This is a genomic window from Streptococcus sp. CCUG 71758, from assembly GCF_011714815.1.
GTDB lineage: Bacteria > Bacillota > Bacilli > Lactobacillales > Streptococcaceae > Streptococcus > Streptococcus halitosis.
This window is the reverse complement of sequence record NZ_RXXO01000002.1, coordinates 411,333-431,998: the sequence shown is the minus strand read 5'-3', so window position 1 is coordinate 431,998 and position 20,666 is coordinate 411,333. Positions and strand designations below refer to the sequence as shown.

22 protein-coding genes and 1 riboswitch are annotated in these 20,666 nt (G+C 43.3%); of the genes, 5 read left to right on the top strand and 17 right to left on the bottom strand.

Annotated elements, in window-relative coordinates; all coding sequences use genetic code 11:
* From accC to EKB01_RS05500, 11 genes are all read right to left on the bottom strand, one after another.
* Positions 1-1,368, bottom strand: coding sequence for an acetyl-CoA carboxylase biotin carboxylase subunit (gene accC / locus EKB01_RS05550; RefSeq protein ID WP_000488663.1), 1,368 nt, complete (start codon positions 1,366-1,368; stop codon positions 1-3).
* An 11-nt stretch (positions 1,369-1,379) separates the two neighbouring features.
* A complete protein-coding gene (gene fabZ, locus EKB01_RS05545; protein WP_000565515.1) occupies positions 1,380-1,802 on the bottom strand; it encodes a 3-hydroxyacyl-ACP dehydratase FabZ in 423 nt (140 codons plus the stop codon).
* Complete coding sequence (accB, locus tag EKB01_RS05540) at positions 1,799-2,287, bottom strand: acetyl-CoA carboxylase biotin carboxyl carrier protein (RefSeq protein WP_033583749.1); 489 nt, start codon at positions 2,285-2,287, stop codon at positions 1,799-1,801. The genes fabZ and accB overlap by 4 nt, the downstream gene beginning before the upstream one ends.
* A 2-nt stretch (positions 2,288-2,289) precedes the next feature.
* Positions 2,290-3,525 carry a beta-ketoacyl-ACP synthase II gene (gene fabF, locus EKB01_RS05535; protein ID WP_000774052.1) on the bottom strand — a complete coding sequence of 412 codons (1,236 nt, stop codon included), beginning with the start codon at positions 3,523-3,525 and terminating at the stop codon, positions 2,290-2,292.
* A gap of 28 nt (positions 3,526-3,553) precedes the next feature.
* Positions 3,554-4,285, bottom strand: a complete 732-nt coding sequence (gene fabG / locus EKB01_RS05530) for a 3-oxoacyl-[acyl-carrier-protein] reductase (protein WP_167265997.1) — start codon at positions 4,283-4,285, stop codon at positions 3,554-3,556.
* Between the two features lie 45 nt (positions 4,286-4,330).
* Complete coding sequence (fabD, locus tag EKB01_RS05525; protein ID WP_033583753.1) at positions 4,331-5,251, bottom strand: ACP S-malonyltransferase; 921 nt, start codon at positions 5,249-5,251, stop codon at positions 4,331-4,333.
* The gene (gene fabK / locus EKB01_RS05520) at positions 5,244-6,218 is read right to left on the bottom strand and encodes an enoyl-[acyl-carrier-protein] reductase FabK (protein ID WP_000857452.1); all 975 of its coding nucleotides are present in this window, start codon (positions 6,216-6,218) and stop codon (positions 5,244-5,246) included. Before fabK ends, fabD begins: the two co-directional genes overlap by 8 nt.
* Before the next feature lie 117 nt (positions 6,219-6,335).
* A complete protein-coding gene (locus EKB01_RS05515) occupies positions 6,336-6,560 on the bottom strand; it encodes an acyl carrier protein (RefSeq protein WP_000257840.1) in 225 nt (74 codons plus the stop codon).
* 57 nt (positions 6,561-6,617) lie between these two features.
* Positions 6,618-7,592, bottom strand: a complete 975-nt coding sequence (locus EKB01_RS05510) for a beta-ketoacyl-ACP synthase III (RefSeq protein WP_049550248.1) — start codon at positions 7,590-7,592, stop codon at positions 6,618-6,620.
* Positions 7,592-8,026 carry a MarR family transcriptional regulator gene (locus tag EKB01_RS05505; protein ID WP_000386338.1) on the bottom strand — a complete coding sequence of 145 codons (435 nt, stop codon included), beginning with the start codon at positions 8,024-8,026 and terminating at the stop codon, positions 7,592-7,594. Before EKB01_RS05505 ends, EKB01_RS05510 begins: the two co-directional genes overlap by 1 nt.
* Positions 8,027-8,116: 90 nt before the next feature.
* Positions 8,117-8,902, bottom strand: coding sequence for an enoyl-CoA hydratase (locus tag EKB01_RS05500; RefSeq protein WP_001015587.1), 786 nt, complete (start codon positions 8,900-8,902; stop codon positions 8,117-8,119).
* A gap of 282 nt (positions 8,903-9,184) precedes the next feature.
* Here EKB01_RS05500 and EKB01_RS05495 point away from each other — a divergent pair, with 282 nt between their 5' ends.
* The 3 genes from EKB01_RS05495 to serS all read left to right on the top strand — a co-directional run bounded on the left by EKB01_RS05495 (position 9,185) and on the right by serS (position 12,411).
* Positions 9,185-10,549 (top strand): aspartate kinase, encoded by a 1,365-nt coding sequence (locus EKB01_RS05495; RefSeq protein ID WP_109289670.1) that lies wholly within the window; start codon positions 9,185-9,187, stop codon positions 10,547-10,549.
* Positions 10,550-10,551: 2 nt separating this feature from the next.
* Positions 10,552-10,923: a DUF956 family protein gene (locus EKB01_RS05490; protein WP_000079370.1), complete on the top strand. Its 372-nt coding sequence runs from the start codon at positions 10,552-10,554 to the stop codon at positions 10,921-10,923.
* Positions 10,924-11,136: 213 nt separating this feature from the next.
* Positions 11,137-12,411, top strand: coding sequence for a serine--tRNA ligase (gene serS, locus EKB01_RS05485; protein WP_000884241.1), 1,275 nt, complete (start codon positions 11,137-11,139; stop codon positions 12,409-12,411).
* 24 nt (positions 12,412-12,435) lie between these two features.
* Here serS and EKB01_RS05480 read toward each other — a convergent pair whose 3' ends face one another.
* The 6 genes from EKB01_RS05480 to EKB01_RS05455 all read right to left on the bottom strand — a co-directional run bounded on the left by EKB01_RS05480 (position 12,436) and on the right by EKB01_RS05455 (position 19,078).
* On the bottom strand, positions 12,436-13,335 hold the full coding sequence (locus EKB01_RS05480) for a TDT family transporter (RefSeq protein WP_000714448.1): 900 nt from the start codon (positions 13,333-13,335) through the stop codon (positions 12,436-12,438).
* Positions 13,336-13,444: 109 nt separating this feature from the next.
* Positions 13,445-13,993, bottom strand: a complete 549-nt coding sequence (locus EKB01_RS05475; protein ID WP_000151890.1) for a carboxymuconolactone decarboxylase family protein — start codon at positions 13,991-13,993, stop codon at positions 13,445-13,447.
* Between the two features lie 131 nt (positions 13,994-14,124).
* Positions 14,125-15,447: a sodium:alanine symporter family protein gene (locus EKB01_RS05470; RefSeq protein ID WP_000891448.1), complete on the bottom strand. Its 1,323-nt coding sequence runs from the start codon at positions 15,445-15,447 to the stop codon at positions 14,125-14,127.
* An 89-nt stretch (positions 15,448-15,536) separates the two neighbouring features.
* Positions 15,537-15,625, bottom strand: a riboswitch (glycine riboswitch).
* 168 nt (positions 15,626-15,793) lie between these two features.
* A complete protein-coding gene (locus EKB01_RS05465; protein ID WP_167265994.1) occupies positions 15,794-18,130 on the bottom strand; it encodes an endonuclease MutS2 in 2,337 nt (778 codons plus the stop codon).
* Positions 18,131-18,230: 100 nt separating this feature from the next.
* A complete protein-coding gene (locus EKB01_RS05460) occupies positions 18,231-18,779 on the bottom strand; it encodes a CvpA family protein (RefSeq protein WP_167265991.1) in 549 nt (182 codons plus the stop codon).
* On the bottom strand, positions 18,776-19,078 hold the full coding sequence (locus EKB01_RS05455) for a hypothetical protein (protein ID WP_167265988.1): 303 nt from the start codon (positions 19,076-19,078) through the stop codon (positions 18,776-18,778). Before EKB01_RS05455 ends, EKB01_RS05460 begins: the two co-directional genes overlap by 4 nt.
* Positions 19,079-19,164: 86 nt before the next feature.
* Between EKB01_RS05455 and rnhC the strand changes: the two genes are divergently transcribed.
* Positions 19,165-20,046: a ribonuclease HIII gene (gene rnhC, locus EKB01_RS05450; protein WP_167265985.1), complete on the top strand. Its 882-nt coding sequence runs from the start codon at positions 19,165-19,167 to the stop codon at positions 20,044-20,046.
* Positions 20,047-20,049: 3 nt separating this feature from the next.
* Complete coding sequence (gene lepB / locus EKB01_RS05445; protein ID WP_001083990.1) at positions 20,050-20,664, top strand: signal peptidase I; 615 nt, start codon at positions 20,050-20,052, stop codon at positions 20,662-20,664.
* Positions 20,665-20,666 lie beyond the last annotated feature (2 nt).

Below are 20,666 nucleotides of genomic sequence, written 5' to 3'. Positions count from 1 at the left end.
CTATTCTTTTTCTTGGTATTTTGGCAAGAAAGTTTCCATCAAGAAGGAAGTATCGTAATCACCAGCGATAACTCGGCGGTCTGAAATCAGATCCAACTGGAAGTCTGCATTGGTTTGCACTCCTTCAATATCAAGTTCATAAAGTGCCCGTTGCATCTTCATAAGAGCATCAAAACGATTCTCCCCATGAACAATGATTTTAGCAATCATACTATCATAGTAAGGAGGAATGGTATAACCTGGATAGACTGCAGAGTCTACACGCAATCCAACTCCTCCACTTGGAAGGTAGAGGTTGGTGATTTTTCCTGGGCTTGGAGCAAAGTTAAATGCTGGATTTTCCGCATTGATCCGGCACTCGATAGCATGACCTCGTAGGACGATATCTTCTTGTTTGAAAGGTAAAGGTTGCCCGGCAGCAATGCGAATCTGTTCCTTCACGATATCAACACCTGAAACAAACTCTGTGACTGGGTGTTCAACTTGCACACGAGTATTCATTTCCATGAAGTAAAAATTGCCACTGGCTTCATCGAGAAGAAATTCAATCGTCCCTGCATTTTCATAGCCTACAGACTCTGCTGCACGAACGGCTGCAGCACCAATTTCATGACGAAGGGTTTTGCCAATCGCAATAGATGGGCTTTCTTCTAAGACCTTTTGGTTATTCCGTTGGAGTGAACAGTCCCGTTCACCAAGATGGACAACATGACCCTCTTGGTCCGCAAGAATCTGAACTTCGATATGGCGAGCTGGATAAATCACACGCTCAAGATACATAGCGCCATTTCCAAAGTTGGCCTTGGCTTCGCTGGATGCTGTTTCAAAGGCTGCGACCAAGTCTTCTGCCTTTTCAACCTTACGAATCCCTTTTCCACCACCACCTGCCGATGCCTTAAGCATGACTGGATAGCCAATTTTTTCTGCAACTGCAAGTGCCTCTTCAGCCGTGTGAACTTCACCATCAGATCCTGGGATAACTGGAACTCCAGCCTTGATCATTTGCTCACGCGCATTGATCTTATCTCCCATGGTATCCATTACAGCCCCAGAAGGGCCGATAAACTTAATCCCCACTTCATCACACATCGTAGCAAACTTGGAGTTTTCGCTAAGAAAACCAAAACCTGGGTGGATGGCTTCTGCTTCTGTCAAGACTGCAGCAGACAAAATAGCGTTGATATTGAGATAAGATTCTGTCGCCTTACCAGGTCCGATACAGATAGCTTCATCCGCTAGGAGTGTGTGAAGGGCTTCCTTATCAGCAGTTGAATAAACTGCCACGGTCGCAATGCCCAATTCACGCGCAGCTCGAATAATGCGAACCGCAATCTCACCACGGTTGGCAATCAAAATTTTACGAAACATGGAGATCCTCCTTAGTTTCCAATTGCAAAGGTAAGAGTACCACTCGCTGCAAGCTTACCATCTACTTCAGCCTTTGCTTCAACCACAGCAATCGTACCACGACGTTTGACAAAAGTAGCCGTCATGACTAATTGATCACCTGGTACAACTTGCTTCTTGAACTTAACCTTGTCCATTCCAGCGTAGAAGACCAGTTTCCCTTTATTTTCAGGTTTGGACAATTCCAAGACACCAGCAGTCTGAGCCAAGGCTTCCATGATAAGAACACCTGGCATAACTGGGTATTGTGGAAAATGACCATTGAAGAAAGGTTCGTTGATGGTGACATTTTTAATGGCAACAATGGTATCCTCGCTCACTTCCAAGACACGATCCACTAGGAGCATGGGGTAGCGATGGGGTAGAGCTTCTTTGATTCCTTGAATATCGATCATTTGATGCGTACCAATCCTTTACCGAACTCAACCATTTCTTCATTTGAAACGAGAATTTCTGTCACCACACCATCCTTAGGTGCAGGAATTTCATTCATAACCTTCATGGCTTCGATAATCACCAAAGTCTGACCTTTTTTAACACTGTCTCCGACTGTGACAAAGGCAGGTTTATCTGGTCCAGCAGCCAAGTAAGCCACCCCTACAAGTGGACTTTCAACGACATCACCCTCTGGAGCAACCGACGTTTCAGCTGGTGCTGGAGCTTCTTCCACTGCACTCTCTACTGGAGTTGAAGGGGCCGAAACTACTGGACTTGCAGCTACTGCAGTTGGCACTGGAGCAACTTGAGCTGGTGCTTCAGAAGCCATTCTTACTTCATTCTTACTGAACTGCAATTCGTCCGTTCCATTTTTATAAGAAAATTCTCTCAAACTTGATTGGTCAAATTGAGCCATCAAGTCCTTGATTTCATTTAAATTCATAATTATTTATTCTCCCAACGTTTGAAAGCAAGAACCGCATTGTGTCCACCAAAACCAAAAGTGTTTGAAATAGCATAAGGGATTTCTTGCTCCAAGCCTTGTCCATAAACGACATTCGCTTCGATATAGTCTGATAACTCACTTGTTCCAGCGGTCATTGGTACATAGTTATGACGCATGGCTTCGATGGTAGCGATGGCTTCTACTGCTCCTGCAGCACCAAGTAAGTGTCCTGTAAAGGACTTGGTTGAAGATACAGGTACTTCTTTACCAAGAACAGCTACGATCGCTCCACTTTCTCCTTTTTCATTAGCAGGAGTTGAAGTTCCGTGGGCATTGACATATGCTACTTGCTCTGGAGAAATTTCTGCTTCTTCCAAAGCCAATTTCATAGCCTTAATCGCACCTTGACCCTCTGGATGAGGTGAAGTCATATGGTAAGCATCACAGGTATTACCGTAGCCAACTACTTCAGCCAAGATAGTTGCGCCACGTTTTTCAGCATGTTCAAGACTTTCAAGAACCAACATACCTGAACCTTCTCCCATCACAAAACCATTACGATCTTTGTCAAATGGGATAGAAGCACGAGTTGGATCCTCTGTAGTTGATAGGGCAGTCAATGCTTGGAAACCAGCGATAGCAAAAGGAGTAATAGATGATTCTGATCCACCAACTAACATGACATCTTGGAAACCAAACTTGATGGAACGGAAGGCATCCCCAATGGCATCGTTTGATGAGGCACAGGCTGTATTGATTGATTTACAGATACCATTTGCTCCGAAACGCATGGCAACATTTCCTGAAGCCATATTTGGCAAGGCTTTTGGAAGTGTCATTGGTTTAACACGTTTTGGACCTTTTTCATGAAGACGGATAACCTGATCTTCGATTTCTTTAATTCCCCCAATACCAGAAGCCACGATGACACCAAAGCGATCCTTATCAATTGCTTCTACATCAAGATTTGCATTCGTCACTGCTTCTTGAGCCGCATACAAGGCATACAAAGAATAGTTGTCAAAACGGTTGGTATCTTTTTTAACAAAGTATTTATCAAATGGGAAATCTTGGACTTCTGCTGCATTGTGCACAGCAAATTCGCTGTGGTCAAATTTAGTGATTTCTCCAATTCCAATTTTTCCAGTTTGCAAACTGTTCCAAAATTCTTCTGGAGTATTTCCGATAGGAGAGGTCAATCCGTAACCTGTTACTACAACTCGATTTAGTTTCATCTGTCTTACCTATATCTTTCCTTATTTTTTACATGCTAAGTCCGCCATCAACAGCGAGAACTTGTCCAGTCAAATAATCCTGTCCAGCCAGGAACACTGTAGCATCTGCGATATGTTCTGCTTGACCAAAATGTTTCATTGGGATTTGGGCCAATGTCGCTTCCTTGACCTTATCAGATAAAACAGCAGTCATATCTGACTCAATCATCCCTGGTGCAAGAGCATTTACGCGTACGTTGCGATTGGCAACTTCACGTGCAACTGACTTGGTAAAACCAATCAAGCCTGCTTTAGAAGCTGCATAGTTGGCTTGTCCGATATTTCCCATCAAACCGACCACACTAGACATGTTGATAATCGCACCTTCACGTGCCTTGATCATCTGTTTCAAGACTGCTTGCGTCATGTTGAAGGCACCTGTCAAGTTGATCTTAAGCACTTTTTCAAAGTCTTCTTCGGTCATCTTGAGCATAAGCGTATCTTGAGTGATCCCAGCATTGTTGACCAAGACATCAACAGAACCGAGTTCTGTAATCGCTTGATCTACCATACGCTTGGCATCTGCAAAGTCTGAAACATCACCTGAAATCGGTACTACTTTGACACCATAGTTTGAAAACTCAGCCAGCAATTCTTCTGAGATTGCTCCGCGACTATTCAAAACTACATTAGCACCTAGTTGGGCAAATTTGTGAGCAATGGCAAGTCCGATACCACGACTTGAACCTGTTACAAAGACATTCTTATTTGTAAGTTGCATTCTATTTCTCCTATTTCCTGTTGTATTTTGTGGGAGAAGGGATCATTAGTTTCCTAACAAAGCATCCAAGCTTGCTTGGTCTTCAACGTTAGCTAGCTGAGCTGTTTTATCGATTTTTTTGACAAAACCTGATAGGACCTTACCAGGACCAATTTCAATAAAGTTGGTTACCCCAGCATCCTGCATCACAGCAATACTTTCATAAAAACGAACAGGTTCTTTCACCTGACGCGTCAAAAGCTCTTGGATTCGACCTTTTTCCATAACAGCAGCTTCCGTATTGCCAACTAGTGGGCAAGTAAAATCAGAGAAACTCACTCCCTCAAGAGCACCAGCTAGTTGCTGACTGGCTGGCTCAAGTAGGGCTGTATGGAAAGGACCCGATACATTTAAAGGAATCAATCGTTTTGCTCCTGCTTCCTGCAAGAGTTCAACTGCGCGGTCAACCGCAACCACCTCGCCACCGATAACGATTTGGCTTGGGGTGTTGTAGTTAGCTGGAGTCACTACTCCAACTTTAGAGGCTGTTTCACAAGCTTCCTCAATCACTTCGACTGGAGTATTCAGAACGGCAACCATCTTTCCAGAGCCTGCAGGTGCAGCCTCTTCCATATAAGCACCACGCTTAGCAACCAAGGCAACAGCATCCTCAAAGTCCAAGGCACCACTTGCTACAAGAGCAGAATATTCCCCAAGAGACAATCCTGCTACCATATCCGGCTGGTAGCCCTTTTCTTTCAATAGTCGGTAAATAGCAACCGAAGTCGCTAAAATAGCTGGTTGCGTATAGCGAGTCTGGTTTAACTTGGTTTCTTCCTTATCAATCAAGTCACGAAGGTCATAACCCAAAACCTGACTGGCTTGGTCAATTGTTTCCTTGACGATAGGGTAGTGATCATAGAGATCACGCCCCATCCCTAGATACTGAGCACCTTGACCCGCAAATAGAAAGGCTGTTTTAGTCATTTCTTACAACTCCTGCCCAACGAGAGGCTTCTTCTTGAATTTTTTTGGCTGCGCCATAGTATAGATCTTTTAGGATTTCTTCGACAGTTTCCTCTTTAGAAACCAAACCAGCAATCTGACCTGCCATGACAGATCCACCTTCTACATCTCCATGAACAACGGCTTTAGCAAGAGCACCAGCTCCCATTTGTTCAAAGATTTCTAGATCTGGATTTTCTTGTTTAAAGGCATCTTTTTCAGCCTGCTCAAAGTCACGTGTCAATTGGTTTTTAATGGCACGAACAGCATGTCCAAAGTGTTGAGCTGAAATAGTCGTATCAATATCACGCGCCTTTAAGATTTTTTCCTTGTATTTTGGATGGGCGTTAGATTCTTTAGCTACCACGAAACGCGTACCAACTTGAACGGCCTCAGCACCAAGCATAAAGCCTGCAGCGACACCTTCACCGTCCGCAATTCCTCCAGCTGCGATAACTGGAATTGAAACAGCTGCAGCAACTTGGCGAACCAAGGTCATCGTCGTTAATTTACCAATATGCCCACCGGCTTCCATTCCCTCTGCAATAACTGCATCTGCACCAATTTTTTCCATGCGTTTTGCCAAAGCAACACTTGGAACAACAGGAATAACAGTAATTCCTGCATCATGGAAACGAGTCATGTATTTACTTGGATTACCTGCACCAGTTGTCACCACCTTGACCCCTTCTTCAATCACGAGGTCAACGATGTCTTCTACAAAAGGTGACAAGAGCATGATGTTGACACCAAAAGGTTTGTCCGTAAGTGATTTGATTTTATCGATATTAGCCTTTACGACCTCTTTCGGTGCATTCCCACCACCGATGATCCCTAGACCACCAGCTTTTGATACTGCACCAGCCAAGTCACCATCCGCAACCCAGGCCATTCCTCCTTGAAAAATAGGATAATCAATGTTCAATAATTCTGTAATACGTGTTTTCATAGTGCCTCCATCATTCCTTGCTTACGTAATAGTTCGATGAGTTTATCATTTGAGTTTCAAACTATTACCTAAACAAGAGGGAGTGGGTTTCCCCTACTCCTTCTAGTAATATGTTAATTATTTTGTTTGCTCTTCAACGTAGGCAACCAAGTCACCAACTGTTTTCAAGTTATCTTCTGCTTCGATTTGGATATCGAAAGCATCTTCGATTTCAGAGATTACTTGGAACAAGTCCAATGAATCTGCATCCAAATCATCAAAAGTAGATTCAAGTGTTACTTCTGATGCGTCTTTCCCAAGTTCTTCAACGATAATTTCTTGTACTTTTTCAAATACTGCCATGATAGGACTCCTTTAAAATATAAAAAATTTATAACTATGTGTTTACCACATGATTACCTAGATTGTAAGAATGAGTGTGCCCCATGTCAAACCTCCACCGAAGCCTGATAGGAGAATCGTCTGGCTACCATCTAAACGAATCATGCCATTCTCCACACACTCTGAGAGCAAAATCGGGATACTTGCTGCACTGGTATTTCCATACTCCATCATATTGGCAGGAAGTTTGTCTCGGTCTACGCCGATCTTCTTAGCCATCTTATCCAAAATGCGGATATTTGCCTGATGAAGCAAGAGATAATCCAATTCTGAAGCTGCGATTGGACCATTTTCAATGGTTTCTTTGATCGATTTAGCAACATCACGATTTGCAAAATCAAAAACTGCTCGTCCATCCATTTTCAAAAAAGCAGGAACTGCTTCTTGATCTGAGAAAGGAGAAGCCAAAGCCGTTTGACCATAGGTCAAACACTCGCTCCGAGAGCCATCTGTATAGAGACTTTCCACAAGGAAGTGACGTATTTCGCTCGCTTCCAAGAGAACCCCTCCAGCACCATCCCCAAAGAGAACAGCTGTTGAACGATCTGACCAATCAACTGCCTTGGATAAGGTCTCAGCCCCGATAACAATCCCTTTTTTGAACTGTCCAGAACTTAAAAACTTTTCTGCAGTTGAGAGAGCGAATACAAAGCCACTGCAAGCTGCTGTCAAATCAAAGGCGAAAGCTCTATGCGCTCCGATATTTGCCTGAACTCGAGCTGCTGTGGAAGGCATCATCGAGTCTGGGGTAATCGTCGCTACAATGATAAAATCAATCTGATCCGCTGTTAAGCTCCCTTTAGCTAACAAGCTCTTAGCAACTTCTGTCGCCAAGTCACTTGTAGACTCTAATTTTGAGATATGTCTCTGTTTAATTCCTGTTCGACTTGAAATCCACTCATCGCTTGTGTCCATGATTTGGGCTAAGTCATGATTAGTGACCACTTGCTCTGGAACATAATGAGCAACCTGGCTTATTTTTGCAAAAGCCATTATTTCAAATCCTCCAAAAATTGATAAAGGTTCGTTAAACCTCTGCCCATGACCTCTTTTTCCTCAGGGCTCATGCCATCGATGATTTTTTCGACCATAGCCTTGTGGAACCGTTTATGAAGGCGGTGAACCAAACGACCTTGCTTTGTCAAATGCAGATAGACCACTCGACGGTCTTGGTCAGAACGAATACGCTCAATATAACCTTTTCTCTCCAGGTTATTCAAACTCGTCGTCACTGTCCCAAGAGTTACCATCAGTTCTTTTGAAACCTTACTTGGCGTTGCCTCCGGGAACTTCCCAATCACATCGATCGTGTGCATTTCTTTGATGGAGATGTCTTTGAATCGACTACCTCGTAAGCTAACCTCCTCGATCACAAGGACGTTATTAAAAATAGATGTTAGATAATCATTTACTTGTTGGTAGTCCAAACTTTTTCCCTCCCCCTCAAAAAGCTTTTACAATCAAAACATTTGATAAAAGAAGTATAACAAACTTCAAAAAATTATGCAAGTATTTTTTTATTTTCCTGAAAATTTTGGTCTTCTTCTTTCAGAATGTGCTCGAACCCCTTCTTTAAAATCTTCAGTTAAAGATAACGATTCTTGTAATTTCAATTCTAATTCAGCATAATTCTGCCAATCCTTGAATTGACTTTCCCAAACTAACTTTTTAATCGCTGCGTATGAGTTTGCTGAACCTCTTCTTAATTTTTTCAGAACTTGTTCTCTTGTTTTTTCTAATTTGTCAACTTCACAAACACGGTATACCACGCCCCATTCTAGCGCTTTTTCAGCAGTCAAGGCTTCACCTGTCATGGCAAGTTGTGCAGCCCGTGTTACCCCGATGCTACGACTCAAGAGATGAATCCCACCAGCGTCTGGCGCCAATCCCACTCCGACAAAGGCTTGGATAAATTTTGCCTTGTCAGTCGCTAAACAGAAATCAACTGCTACTGCCATATTTGCTGCAGCACCAGCAACCGCTCCATCTACCTCCATCAAAACAGGTTTAGGAATTTGCTTGATTTTAAAAGAAATTGTATTGACTAATTCTGCAATCTTATTCAAAGAAGGGATATCATCTTCGTCTACTGCTCGTTTCATCTCAACCAAGTCTCCCCCAACTGAAAAAACCTTCCCATTAGCATTAATCAAGATGAACTGCACAGCTTGATCCTGCTCTGCTAGAGTCAAAGCTTCTAAAATCTCCTCACACATTGGGATATGGAAACCATTTGCCACTTCGGGACGATTCAAAGTAATGATAGCCAGATCATCTACGATCTGATATAAGATATGATTCATAGCTTCTCCTTTTCTTTTATAAGGCAATAAAATTGTTTTATCATCAAAGTATACCTTTTTTTAGATAAAGAGGCAAGGAAAAACTAAAGGAAAGTGTCTCAGCTGATTATTTACCCATCATTTATGAGTGTGAGTAAAATTTGACACTCTTACTTTTAAACGGTTATCGCTTTTCAGAATAAGTTAGTGTTTTCTTCTATTATAATAGGAAGTTATTTTCTTCATTGAAAAATACCCCTCTTTCTGCTATAATCGTATAAAATACTTACTTGAGGAGTCCTTATGAAGGTTGTAAAATTTGGTGGAAGTTCGCTTGCCTCTGCTGGTCAGTTAGAAAAAGTTTTAAACATCGTTAAAAGTGATAAGGAACGCCGTTTTGTAGTCGTTTCTGCACCCGGAAAACGCAATGCTGAAGATACTAAAGTAACCGATGCCTTGATTAAATACTATCGCGACTATGTGGCTGGAAATGACATCAGTGCTAGCCAAAGCTGGATCATTGACCGTTATGCCGCTATGGTTAGTGAACTAGAGTTAAAACCTGCTGTTTTAGAAAAAATCTCTAAAAGTATTCGGGCCTTGGCAACTCTTCCTATAGAGGACAATGAATTTCTCTACGATACTTTCTTAGCAGCTGGAGAAAATAACAATGCCAAACTCATTGCAGCCTACTTTAACCAAAACGGCATTGATGCACGTTATGTTCACCCAAGAGAAGCTGGGATTGTTGTCACAAGTGAACCAGGAAACGCACGTATCATTCCATCTAGTTATGACAAGATTGAAGGCTTGGCTGATAGCACCGAAGTCCTTGTCATCCCTGGTTTCTTTGGTGTGACTAAGGAAAATCAAATCTGTACTTTCTCACGTGGGGGTTCAGATATTACTGGTTCCATTATCGCAGCAGGTGTTAAGGCTGATCTCTATGAAAACTTTACGGACGTAGACGGTATCTTCGCTGCCCACCCTGGTATTATCCATCAACCACACTCCATTCCTGAATTAACCTACCGTGAAATGCGTGAGTTGGCTTACGCCGGATTTTCTGTCCTTCATGATGAGGCCCTTCTACCTGCCTACCGCGGAAAAATTCCTCTTGTTATCAAGAATACCAACAACCCTGATCATCCAGGAACTCGTATCGTTCTAAAACACAGTAGCGATAAATTCCCAGTCGTTGGGATCGCTGGTGATTCTGGATTCGTCAGCATCAACATGTCAAAATACCTCATGAACCGCGAGGTTGGATTCGGTCGTAAGATTCTTCAAATCCTTGAAGATCTTAACATTGGTTGGGAACATATGCCAACAGGTATCGACGATCTTTCAATCATCCTTCGTTCCCGTGAATTGACTCCTATCAAGGAGGAAGAAATTCTGCGTCAGTTAGTTCAAAAAGCCGAAGTGGACCATGCTGAAATCGAACACGACCTTTCAATCATTATGATTGTCGGAGAAAAGATGAAGAGTCATATCGGGGTAACAGCTACGGCAACACGCGCTCTATCTGAAAACAAAATCAACATCCAGATGATGTCCCAAGGCTCAAGTGAAGTTTCCATCATGTTTGTTGTCAATAAAGAGCAAGAAAAGGCAGCTATCAAGGCTCTCTACCACGCCTTTTTCGATGAAAGTAAGGAAGATTAATCATGGCCCAATCACTCAATAAAGTCATTGACTTACAAACCACTGGAACATCCTATCTTTCCATCTCGGGAAAAGTCGGAAAATTTCTAGTTGGGGATCAAGCCTTAGAGTTTTATCCTGATGTCAATGTCGAACAATATATCCAAATTCCCTGGTCAAGTATTCAGCAAATTGGAGCCAACGTAAGTGGTCGCAAAATCAGTCGCCACTTTGAAGTCTTCACTGATCAAGGAAAATTCCTCTTTGCTTCAAAAGACTCAGGTGCCATTCTTAAAATTGCTCGCGAAAAACTGGGCAATGACAAGGTTGTGAAACTTCCTACTTTACTCCAGACCATTGGTCAAAAATTCAAAAATCTATTTGCAAAAAAGTAGAAACTTTAGTATAATCATAGCAACGGATAAGTAGGTTATCCTCTTCTTCCAGAAAGTCTGCGGGTGCTGCGAGCAGATAGGAGGGGTAAGTGAAATTCTACCGTTAGTAACAATTACATACACAATCAAGTGCACACCTGTGAAGTTGGATGGAACCGTGGCCCTGCCACTCCAACGCTTTGTCAGGTGTGTTTTTTTCATAAAGGAGTTCTTATGTTAGATATTAAACGTATTCGTACAGACTTTGATGCTGTCGCAGAAAAATTAGCTACACGTGGTGTAGATTCTGCTGCCTTAAACGAGATGAAAGAAATCGATGCTAAACGCCGTGATATCTTGGTCAAGGTTGAAAACCTTAAGGCAGAACGCAACACAGTTTCTGCTGAGATTGCCCAAGCCAAGCGCAACAAGGAAAATGCCGATGACAAGATTGCTGCGATGCAAACCCTATCTGCTGAAATCAAAGCCTTGGATGCTGAATTGACGGACATCGATGCTAAATTGACAGAATTTACCACTACTCTTCCAAACATCCCCGCTGACAGTGTTCCTATCGGAGCTGACGAAGATGACAATGTAGAAGTCCGCCGTTGGGGTACTCCACGTGAGTTTGACTTTGAACCAAAAGCTCACTGGGATCTTGGTGAAGATCTTGGTATCCTTGACTGGGAACGTGGAGCAAAAGTTACTGGTGCTCGCTTCCTCTTCTATAAAGGCCTTGGTGCTCGTTTGGAACGTGCCATCTACAACTTTATGTTGGATGAGCATGGAAAAGAGGGCTATACTGAAGTCATCACACCATACATGGTTAACCATGATTCTATGTTTGGTACTGGTCAATATCCAAAATTCAAGGAAGATACTTTTGAATTGAAAGATACTAATTATGTCCTTATTCCTACCGCAGAAGTGCCTTTGACAAACTACTATCGCGATGAAATCCTTGACGGTAAAGACCTACCAATCTACTTTACCGCTATGAGTCCTTCATTCCGTTCTGAGGCTGGTTCAGCTGGTCGTGATACACGTGGCTTGATTCGTTTGCACCAATTCCACAAGGTTGAAATGGTCAAATTTGCCAAACCAGAGGAATCGTATGAAGAATTAGAAAAAATGACGGCCAACGCTGAAAACATCCTTCAAAAACTCAATCTTCCGTACCGCGTTGTTGCACTCTCTACTGGAGACATGGGCTTCTCAGCTGCTAAGACTTACGACTTAGAAGTTTGGATTCCAGCGCAAAATACCTATCGTGAAATCTCAAGCTGTTCAAATACAGAAGATTTCCAAGCCCGTCGTGCCCAAATCCGTTACCGTGATGAAGCCGATGGCAAGGTTAAACTCCTTCACACCTTGAACGGTTCTGGACTTGCAGTTGGGCGTACAGTAGCTGCCATTCTTGAAAACTACCAAAACGCAGATGGTTCTGTGACCATCCCTGAAGTTCTTCGTCCATATATGGGTGGCGCTGAAGTTATCAAACCATAAAAAATAAGGCCTAGCTATTTCTAGCTAGACCTTTTTTCGTAACCAAATCAGATAACCAACCAAGACAAAGAATAAAATAGTGAGGCATATAACCGTTTCAGCCAACACCAGATAATCCAGAAATGGAAGTTTCAAAATTCCTTGAGCCATCTTGAGCGAGGTAGCTGTGATAATGGTTGGGAAGGTGAGGGCTGAGAAGGCTGGTTGAAAACCTTGTTTTAAAATATTAGGCAGGCGAGTTAAAACAAAGAAAAAGAAGGACTGAGATGCCAAAATCATGACAATCAAGAGCCAAGTCGGTAGGCTTGCTCCTCCAACTCGAACTAGGGAAGCCAAGAGTAGGGAAAAGGGAGCACAGTAGATTCCTTCCTGTCCAAGCAAGGCCACTGGGAGGGGATCTTTCTTTAAATCGCTATAAATAAGGGGATAGAGATAAAAGGTCAAGACAAAACCAAAACTCAAGGTTGCATAGGCAATTTCAACGATACCTACCAGAGGATAGGTTAAGGCTGCCACAGCTATCCCCACATAGAGCACCGTCCAGCTTGGAGTCGCATTGACCTTCCGACCTGGACAGGCAAATTTGATGGTAAAAATCGCAATCAAAGTCAAATCCAAGAGAAATGAAAACCACCAGATCCCTTGTGCTACCAAAGGAAGAGCAGGGAATACGCGAAAGACATAGGTCGCTAAAATCATCCCAGCCATAGGAAAAGTGGCCATTCCAGATAAAAGAGGGGGCTTGGTCAATTCTTGCTTGGTTTCTTCCCAATTAAAAAGATGAAGAATCAGAAAGAAAATCCACAAAACTAAACCAGTCAGACTCAATAAATGCGACGGAACAGGCAAAGTATCTGCAAGCAGATTTCCTGCACCTGCTAAGCCTAGTAAACAGCCAGAAAATACCAAGGGGAACTTTTTCATCCGAGCCTCCAATAATCATGTTATTATTAGTATAGCATAAAAGCGCTTAAATGAGAGCCTAAAAAATGAAGCCCGATTATTTCAGACTTCATTTTTTCTCAGATATGAATTAAGCATAAGGTTGTAATTCTGGGTTAATAGGCGTATTGGCTAGGTTGTTGGCGTAGTTGCAAAGGCTGGCAAGACTAACACCGAGAACCACATCCAAGGCATTTTGTTGCGTGTATCCAGCTTCCAAAAATTCACTAAGGGCTTCATCTCCTACACGCCCTTTGGTATTGATGACCGCCAAGGTAAACTTAGCTAGGGTGTCCAATTTAGGATCTGTTTCAATCGGAGTGCGGTTGCGGAGGGCTTGAAGAAGATCATCATTCATCTGAATTTGTTTGATTGAAAAGGCTGTGTGACCTGCGACGCAGAAAGCACAACCATTGGTTACAGCAGCTGTGATTTGTACTACTTCGCGTTCCACTGGTGTCAGGCTATTGCGACGGTTGATGGCTCCGACAGTTCGGTAGGCTTCAAGCGCGGTTGGGGCATTGGCCAAGAGACCGATTAGGTTGGGAATATAGCCGTTGTTGTCTTTTTGTACTGTTTCAAGAACTTCTTTTACTTCTGCTGGTGCTGATTCTACTGTGTGGATGGTAAATATTGTCATAAGAAACCTCTTTTCATTTTATTGTCATTTAGTCTATCATAGAATTTTCCACTTGAATAATATATATTTTCAATCGCCTTGATAGGAAATGTCTATGAAATGAAAAAAATCACACTAAAAGTGTGATTGGGTTAGTGTTTAAAATACTTTTTAGTCTCAGCAATGACGACTGGCGACAAGACTAAGAGGGCAATCAAGTTTGGTAAAGCCATCAAGGCATTGACGATGTCTGCGATAATCCAAACCATATCCAACTCGATAAATCCTCCCAACAAGACCATGACTACAAAGACTACACGATAGAGCCAGATAAAACGAACACCAAAGAGAAACTCAAAACAGCGTTCTCCGTAGTAGTTCCATCCGAGGATCGTCGTAAAGGCAAAGAGTACAAGGAAGATGGTCAAAAGAGCTGGTCCAAAGTGTGAAAAAACTGTTGAGAAGGCTGACTGAGTCAAGGCAACTCCATTCAAATCACCACTCCAAACACCAGTTACCAAGATTGTCAGACCTGTCAGAGTACAGATAATCAAAGTATCAATAAAGGTTCCTGTCATGGAAATCAAGCCTTGCTCTACTGGTTCATTTGTCTTAGCTGCAGCCGCTGCAATGGGAGCTGATCCTAGGCCAGATTCGTTAGAAAAGACTCCTCTCGCCACACCATTCTGGATAGCCATCCGAATGCTGGCACCTGCAAAGCCACCTACCGCAGCCGCTGGACTAAAGGCTGAAGTAAAGATGAGAGCAAGTGTAGCTGGGATTTTCTCGATATTAAAGAGAATAACTGTAAGAGTTCCCAGAATATAGACAATAGCCATAAAAGGAACCACTGCTGTCGAAACTTTTGATATGGATTTGAGACCACCAAAGACGGCAATCCCTACAAAAATGGATAAAATCAAAGCCGTGATAGCTGGATCAACTTGGGCTGTATTTTGAATGGATTCTGTAATCGAATTGACTTGGGTAAAGGTACCAATCCCTAGAAGGGCTACCAATACACCCGCTAGGGCAAAGAAGATAGCAAGTGGACGCCACTTTTCTCCCATCCCCAAAAGGATGTAATGCATGGGTCCTCCAGCTACAGCTCCATTTGCATCCTTTGTGCGATATTTGATGGCTAGCAAGCCTTCGGCATACTTGGTCGCCATCCCAAAGAAGGCTGCCATCCACATCCAAAAGAGGGCTCCTGGTCCTCCAACCTTAATGGCTGTTGCGACCCCGATGATATTTCCCGTACCAACGGTGGCTGCTAGAGCCGTACAGAGAGCAGCAAAGCTCGACACATCGCCATGCCCCTTATCCTTGGTAAAGATCAGCTGAAAGGCCTTAGGGAGACGAGCCACCTGCAAAAGGCCTAGTCGGATGGTCAAATAGATACCCGTTCCGACCAATAAGATCAAGAGGGGAGGCCCCCAAACGAAAGCATCAAGCGCTTTTAGCAATTCTAACATATCCTTCTCCTATCTTTCAACCCCAAAAGAAAGAGCACATGCAAGATACATGTACTCTGGAATGCTTAGATAAATGCCAAAAAGCGGTCTATCCTAGCTCTGTCCTTTTACCTGAGAGTTTGAGCAGTTACCTGCCTTGCCCCTTCGGTGCCTTTACGGTCTCTCCAGAGTTCCGTCCATTTACAGTCATGGAAAACAAACCTTTCTCCACTTCTATTAAACTTCATTCGGTGTTGGTATTTTATTTTTTATTATTCTACAAGAAAAGTTAGCCTTTGTCAATATATTCTATGAAAATTTTTGACTTTTCACTTCTTTTTTCAGAAAGAGTGAATCCTTCTTCTCTCTATCCTTTAAAGGTTACAATGGTGGCGCCACTGCCGCCAGCATTCTGTGGAGCATAACCGAAACTCTTAACATGCTTGTTTCTTTGCAAGTATTTGGTGACGCCCTCACGGATGACACCCGTTCCGATACCATGGATGATGTCGACTTGCGCCATGTTATTGAGCAGGGCTTGGTCTATAAAGGCGTCCAGCTCATTCATGGCCTCTTCGTACCGTTTGCCTCGGAGATCCAATCTGGCTTGCGGACCACGACCAGAAGCACGTTTGACGACATTGACTTGTTTTTTCTTGACTGGGGCTTCTTGCTGAGTCTGAATAAGGTCAAATTCTTTCTCTTCCAAGGTCATCTTGATCAAACCAACTTGGGCTTCCCAACGGCCGTCCTTAAGTTGATTGGTCAGGGTTCCACGTTGGCCATAACTGAGAACCACAATGTCATCTCCCACCTTTGGAGCTCGTTTTTTCTTGGCCTTTTGAAGGACCTTGTTTTTAGACAAGTCGACTTTTTCAGGGGCCAATTTCTTCAGCTCAGCCTTGGCTTCAATGATTTCATGGGGTTTGAGTTGAGACTTACTATGGAGGTTCTTGAGAATCTGGTCACTCTCACTTAGAGCAAGTTCCACAATCTCGGCAGCCTGTTCACGCGCCTTGTTGAGCTCGGTTTCTTTTTCACGATTGAGCTCATTGTAGAGTTTTTTGAGTGCTCGGTTCATCTTTAGGTTTTCTTGCTCCACCTCACGGATATTGTCCAAGCGTTTACGGCTTTCAAGCGTCTGCTCTTCCAATTGTTCAATGATGCGATTGACGTCATTATCTTGATTGACCTGCTGGCTGGCATCTCCTACGATGACATCTGACAAGCCCAGACGTTTAGCAATTTCAAAGGCATTGCTTCGGCCAGGAACTCCCTGCATAAAGCGATAGGTCGGACGCAGACTGGCTGTATCAAACTCCATACTGGCATTTTGCACAAAGGCTGTTTCGATACCGTAGGCCTTGAGCTCTGGATAGTGGGTCGTCGCCATAGTCTTGACCTGACGCAGACGAAGATCCTCCAAAATAGCCATGGCAAGGGCTGCTCCTTCCTGCGGATCGGTACCTGCGCCAAGTTCATCTAGTAATAAGAGCGAGTGCTGATTGACCTTGCCAAGAATATCTACGATATTGGTCATGTGGCTAGAGAAGGTAGACAAGCTTTGTTCGATAGACTGCTCATCCCCAATATCTGCGAAGATTTCCTCGAAAATACCGACACGGCTCCCCTTGTCAGCTAGAATGGGCAATCCAGATTGGGCCATGAGTTGAGTCAAGCCCAGAGTTTTGAGCATGATGGTCTTCCCACCAGTATTGGGACCTGTAATGACAATGGCTGTTAATTCCTTACCAAAGTGTACATCGTTTGCAACAGCATTTTTGACCAAAGGATGGCGAACATGAAGGAGTTGAATCTCTTGATTCTCTGAAAGTTGAGGAACGACTGCTTGTCTTTCTTGGATGAAACGCACCTTGGCACGAATCAAGTCTAAATGGCCGATAATCCAAGCGTCATTAGCAATCTCTGCAGCATGAGGGCGGATCCGTTCTGAGAGCTCCTGCAGGATACGAATCATCTCATAGCGTTCGTCTGCTCGCAGACTAGCGATTTCTTCGCTCAGCTTGACCACCTCACGTGGCTCGATATAAACCGTATTCCCACTAGCAGAGATGTCATGGACAACACCTGCAATCTTATTGCGATAGGTGTTCTTGACTGGTAAGACTTGACGACCATTTCTGCTAGCGATTATACCTTCCGTCAACATCTGCGCTTTTTGCTTGAGCAAGTCTTGCAAGACATCTCGAACTTGACTCTCGCTATCATGGATTTTTCGACGGATGCGTGCTAGCTCTTCACTGGCAAAATTTTCGATAAATCCTGCATCATTTAGAGCTTGGAGACTGCCTTGCAAGTGTGGGAAATCATGTAGTTTTTCAAACCATCTCGCCAACTGCTCCAAGCGTACGTTTTCGAGATTGGTATAAAAACCTTGCAACTCCCTGCTAGCCAGCAAGACCCGTTTGAGGAGCAGGAACTCCTCAATATTGAGGTCCGCCCCCATCTCCAGACGCTTGCAAACCGCTGATATCTCACGCGTCGCTAGGATGGTAAAGTGAGGTTGCTCCACAAATAGGGCTTGCATTTCCTCCATCTCTGTAAAGGCTTGTTTGATCTTATCCACCTTGGCAGTTGGGGCCAAGCCTTTTAGCTCCTCTAGTCCTTGTTCTGTCAGGAGATGAGGTTCAAACAAGGCCTTGATTTTATTAAATTCTAAGGTTTCTAGTATTTTTGTATTCATATTCTTTCCTTGTATGCTGGTTTACAAGATTATAGCAACTAGGGGTTTTGACTTAGTCGTCCAATCTGTAAACAAAGGGCTAGGAAAAATCCCGCCCTTTTTATCCGATTAAATTTGTCACCCAGAGTTGTTTGATAAGGTTTGTCGTAAAAGGGACACTTTGGATGATGTGTTTGGCTACTATACTTTTTTCGAGTGAATTTTGAATGACTGCCAGAGGCACCGTTGCAAGGATGGTCAGAGCCATTTGCAAGACAAATAAGGTTACCAATAGAGACAAAACGCCTGATCCGATACGCAACCATTTGACATCGAGCTTTTTAGTTGGAATCAAGTGCAGGAACAAACCGATAAAACGTCCGATACTATAACAAATTCCGAAAACTAAAAGATAGGCTAGACCCGCATAAAAGACCTTGTCTAGATGAAAAAGCTGGTCTGAAGGGAAGAAAAAGGTGCCCTGTCCTTCCTGAGGATTGGCATAAGGGACAAGTAAGTGGAAGTGTTCTCCCAATGATTTATAAAACTGTCCCGCAACAAAGGCTGAAATCACTGCAAAGAGGAAATAATAAACTTGCAGGACCAAACCTCTACGGTAGCCAATGTAAAAGCCCCAAGCCAGAACCAATAAGAGTAGGATTGAAATCATAGGGAGTCCTCAATCTTGCTCTGTTCTTGTTTGACAGCAATCAACTTGTGGCGGAGTTCTAACAACTCTTGCTCCTTGTCATCAAATTCAATCTCACGGTTGAGCTGTGTAGACAGACAGTTGACCGCCAAAAGAAGCGCAATGGTTTCATCATCCGCCCCAGGCATTTGTTCTTTAATTGCTTGGTATTTTTCAGTCGCAACCTTGGAAATTTCCTCCATAAAGAGGTTGTCATGCTCGGTTGTCAAGGTTAATGTCTTTTTCCCGAATGTAAACTTATATCGATTTAGATTTGCCATAAAATTCACCTCACGATATTATACCAAATTTCGCTAACTTTGTCAGTTTTTACCAATTCTCCTGCTTTTGTGGTACAATAGAGACTATGGCAAGTATCACACTCATACCAAGTGAACAAGAAATTCAGAGCTTTTTAAGTCAGTATCAGAAGGCTCTCAGTCCTAGTAAAAATCCCTATATCCGCTATTTTTTGCGCTTCCCTCAGGCAACAGTTTCCATCTATACTTCTGGAAAAGTCCTCCTGCAAGGCGAAGCTGCTGAGCAGTACGCCAGTTTCTTTGACTATGAGGTTCAACAAGAAAACAGTGGACAAGATTTTCCTATGATTGGGACCGATGAGGTGGGAAATGGTTCCTACTTTGGTGGACTGGCTGTCGTGGCTTCCTTCGTGACATCTGACCAGCATGACTTCTTGCGAAAACTCGGTGTGGGGGATTCAAAAACCCTGACAGACCAAAAGATTCGTCAGATTGCCCCCATCCTTAAAGAAAAGGTCCAGCACCAAGCGCTCCTCCTTTCACCGAGCAAGTACAACGAAGTTATCGGAGAACGTTACAATGCTGCTTCTGTAAAGGTTGCCCTTCACAACCAGGCTATCTTTCTCCTTCTCCAAAAAGGAGTCCAGCCAGAAAAAATCGTGATTGATGCTTTTACAAGCCCTAAAAACTATGACAAGTACTTGGCGCAAGAAGCCAACCGTTTTCCAAACAAAATTAGCTTAGAAGAAAAAGCCGAGGGCAAATACCTGGCTGTTGCAGTTAGCTCTATCATCGCGCGGGATCTCTTCCTCGAAAACTTGGAAAATCTTGGACGAGAACTAGGCTATCAGCTGCCAAGTGGCGCTGGAACTGCATCTGATAAGGTCGCTAGCAAAATCCTTCAATCCTATGGCATGAAGGGACTTCATTTCTGTGCCAAACTGCATTTTAAAAACACTGAAAAAGCCAAAGCACTTCTAGAAAGGTGAGTTATGAATTCGTTTAAAACATTTCTAAAAGAATGGGGAGTTTTCTTCCTGATTATTGCGCTGGTCGGCCTTAGCCGTATCTTCCTTTGGAGCAATGTCCGTGTGGAAGGACACTCGATGGACCCTACCCTAGCCGACGGAGAGGTTCTCTTCGTTGTTAAACACCTCCCAATTGACCGCTTTGACATTGTAGTTGCGCATGAGGAAGACGGAAATAAAGACATTGTCAAAAGGGTCATCGGCATGCCTGGAGATACCATCCGCTACGAAAATGACAAACTCTTTATCAACGGTGAAGAAACGGATGAACCCTACCTAGCTGAGTACCTCAACTTGTTCAAAACAGAAAAGTTGCAAAACACCTATACTGGAAAAGGATTTGAAGGCAATAAGGGAGTTTACTTTAGAGAACTTGCTCAAAAAGCACAAGCCTTTACAGTCGATGTCAATTCCAATACCAGCTTCAGCTTTACTGTCCCTCAAGGCGAATACCTTCTCCTTGGTGACGATCGTCTAGTCTCTAGCGACAGCCGCCATGTCGGTACCTTCAAGGCCAGCGATATCAAGGGCGAAGCAAAATTCCGTTTCTGGCCGCTTAACCGTATCGGAACTTTTTAAGA

Bases quoted from the DNA above. Each gene is read 5' to 3' on its own strand.
- accC (WP_000488663.1), bottom strand. From the start codon at position 1,368: ATGTTTCGTAAAATTTTGATTGCCAACCGTGGTGAGATTGCGGTTCGC.
- fabZ (WP_000565515.1), bottom strand. From the start codon at position 1,802: ATGATCGATATTCAAGGAATCAAAGAAGCTCTACCCCATCGCTACCCC.
- accB (WP_033583749.1), bottom strand. From the start codon at position 2,287: ATGAATTTAAATGAAATCAAGGACTTGATGGCTCAATTTGACCAATCA.
- fabF (WP_000774052.1), bottom strand. From the start codon at position 3,525: ATGAAACTAAATCGAGTTGTAGTAACAGGTTACGGATTGACCTCTCCT.
- fabG (WP_167265997.1), bottom strand. From the start codon at position 4,285: ATGCAACTTACAAATAAGAATGTCTTTGTAACAGGTTCAAGTCGTGGT.
- fabD (WP_033583753.1), bottom strand. From the start codon at position 5,251: ATGACTAAAACAGCCTTTCTATTTGCGGGTCAAGGTGCTCAGTATCTA.
- fabK (WP_000857452.1), bottom strand. From the start codon at position 6,218: ATGAAAACACGTATTACAGAATTATTGAACATTGATTATCCTATTTTT.
- EKB01_RS05515 (WP_000257840.1), bottom strand. From the start codon at position 6,560: ATGGCAGTATTTGAAAAAGTACAAGAAATTATCGTTGAAGAACTTGGG.
- EKB01_RS05510 (WP_049550248.1), bottom strand. From the start codon at position 7,592: ATGGCTTTTGCAAAAATAAGCCAGGTTGCTCATTATGTTCCAGAGCAA.
- EKB01_RS05500 (WP_001015587.1), bottom strand. From the start codon at position 8,902: ATGAATCATATCTTATATCAGATCGTAGATGATCTGGCTATCATTACT.
- EKB01_RS05495 (WP_109289670.1), top strand. From the start codon at position 9,185: ATGAAGGTTGTAAAATTTGGTGGAAGTTCGCTTGCCTCTGCTGGTCAG.
- EKB01_RS05490 (WP_000079370.1), top strand. From the start codon at position 10,552: ATGGCCCAATCACTCAATAAAGTCATTGACTTACAAACCACTGGAACA.
- serS (WP_000884241.1), top strand. From the start codon at position 11,137: ATGTTAGATATTAAACGTATTCGTACAGACTTTGATGCTGTCGCAGAA.
- EKB01_RS05480 (WP_000714448.1), bottom strand. From the start codon at position 13,335: ATGAAAAAGTTCCCCTTGGTATTTTCTGGCTGTTTACTAGGCTTAGCA.
- EKB01_RS05475 (WP_000151890.1), bottom strand. From the start codon at position 13,993: ATGACAATATTTACCATCCACACAGTAGAATCAGCACCAGCAGAAGTA.
- EKB01_RS05470 (WP_000891448.1), bottom strand. From the start codon at position 15,447: ATGTTAGAATTGCTAAAAGCGCTTGATGCTTTCGTTTGGGGGCCTCCC.
- EKB01_RS05465 (WP_167265994.1), bottom strand. From the start codon at position 18,130: ATGAATACAAAAATACTAGAAACCTTAGAATTTAATAAAATCAAGGCC.
- EKB01_RS05460 (WP_167265991.1), bottom strand. From the start codon at position 18,779: ATGATTTCAATCCTACTCTTATTGGTTCTGGCTTGGGGCTTTTACATT.
- EKB01_RS05455 (WP_167265988.1), bottom strand. From the start codon at position 19,078: ATGGCAAATCTAAATCGATATAAGTTTACATTCGGGAAAAAGACATTA.
- rnhC (WP_167265985.1), top strand. From the start codon at position 19,165: ATGGCAAGTATCACACTCATACCAAGTGAACAAGAAATTCAGAGCTTT.
- lepB (WP_001083990.1), top strand. From the start codon at position 20,050: ATGAATTCGTTTAAAACATTTCTAAAAGAATGGGGAGTTTTCTTCCTG.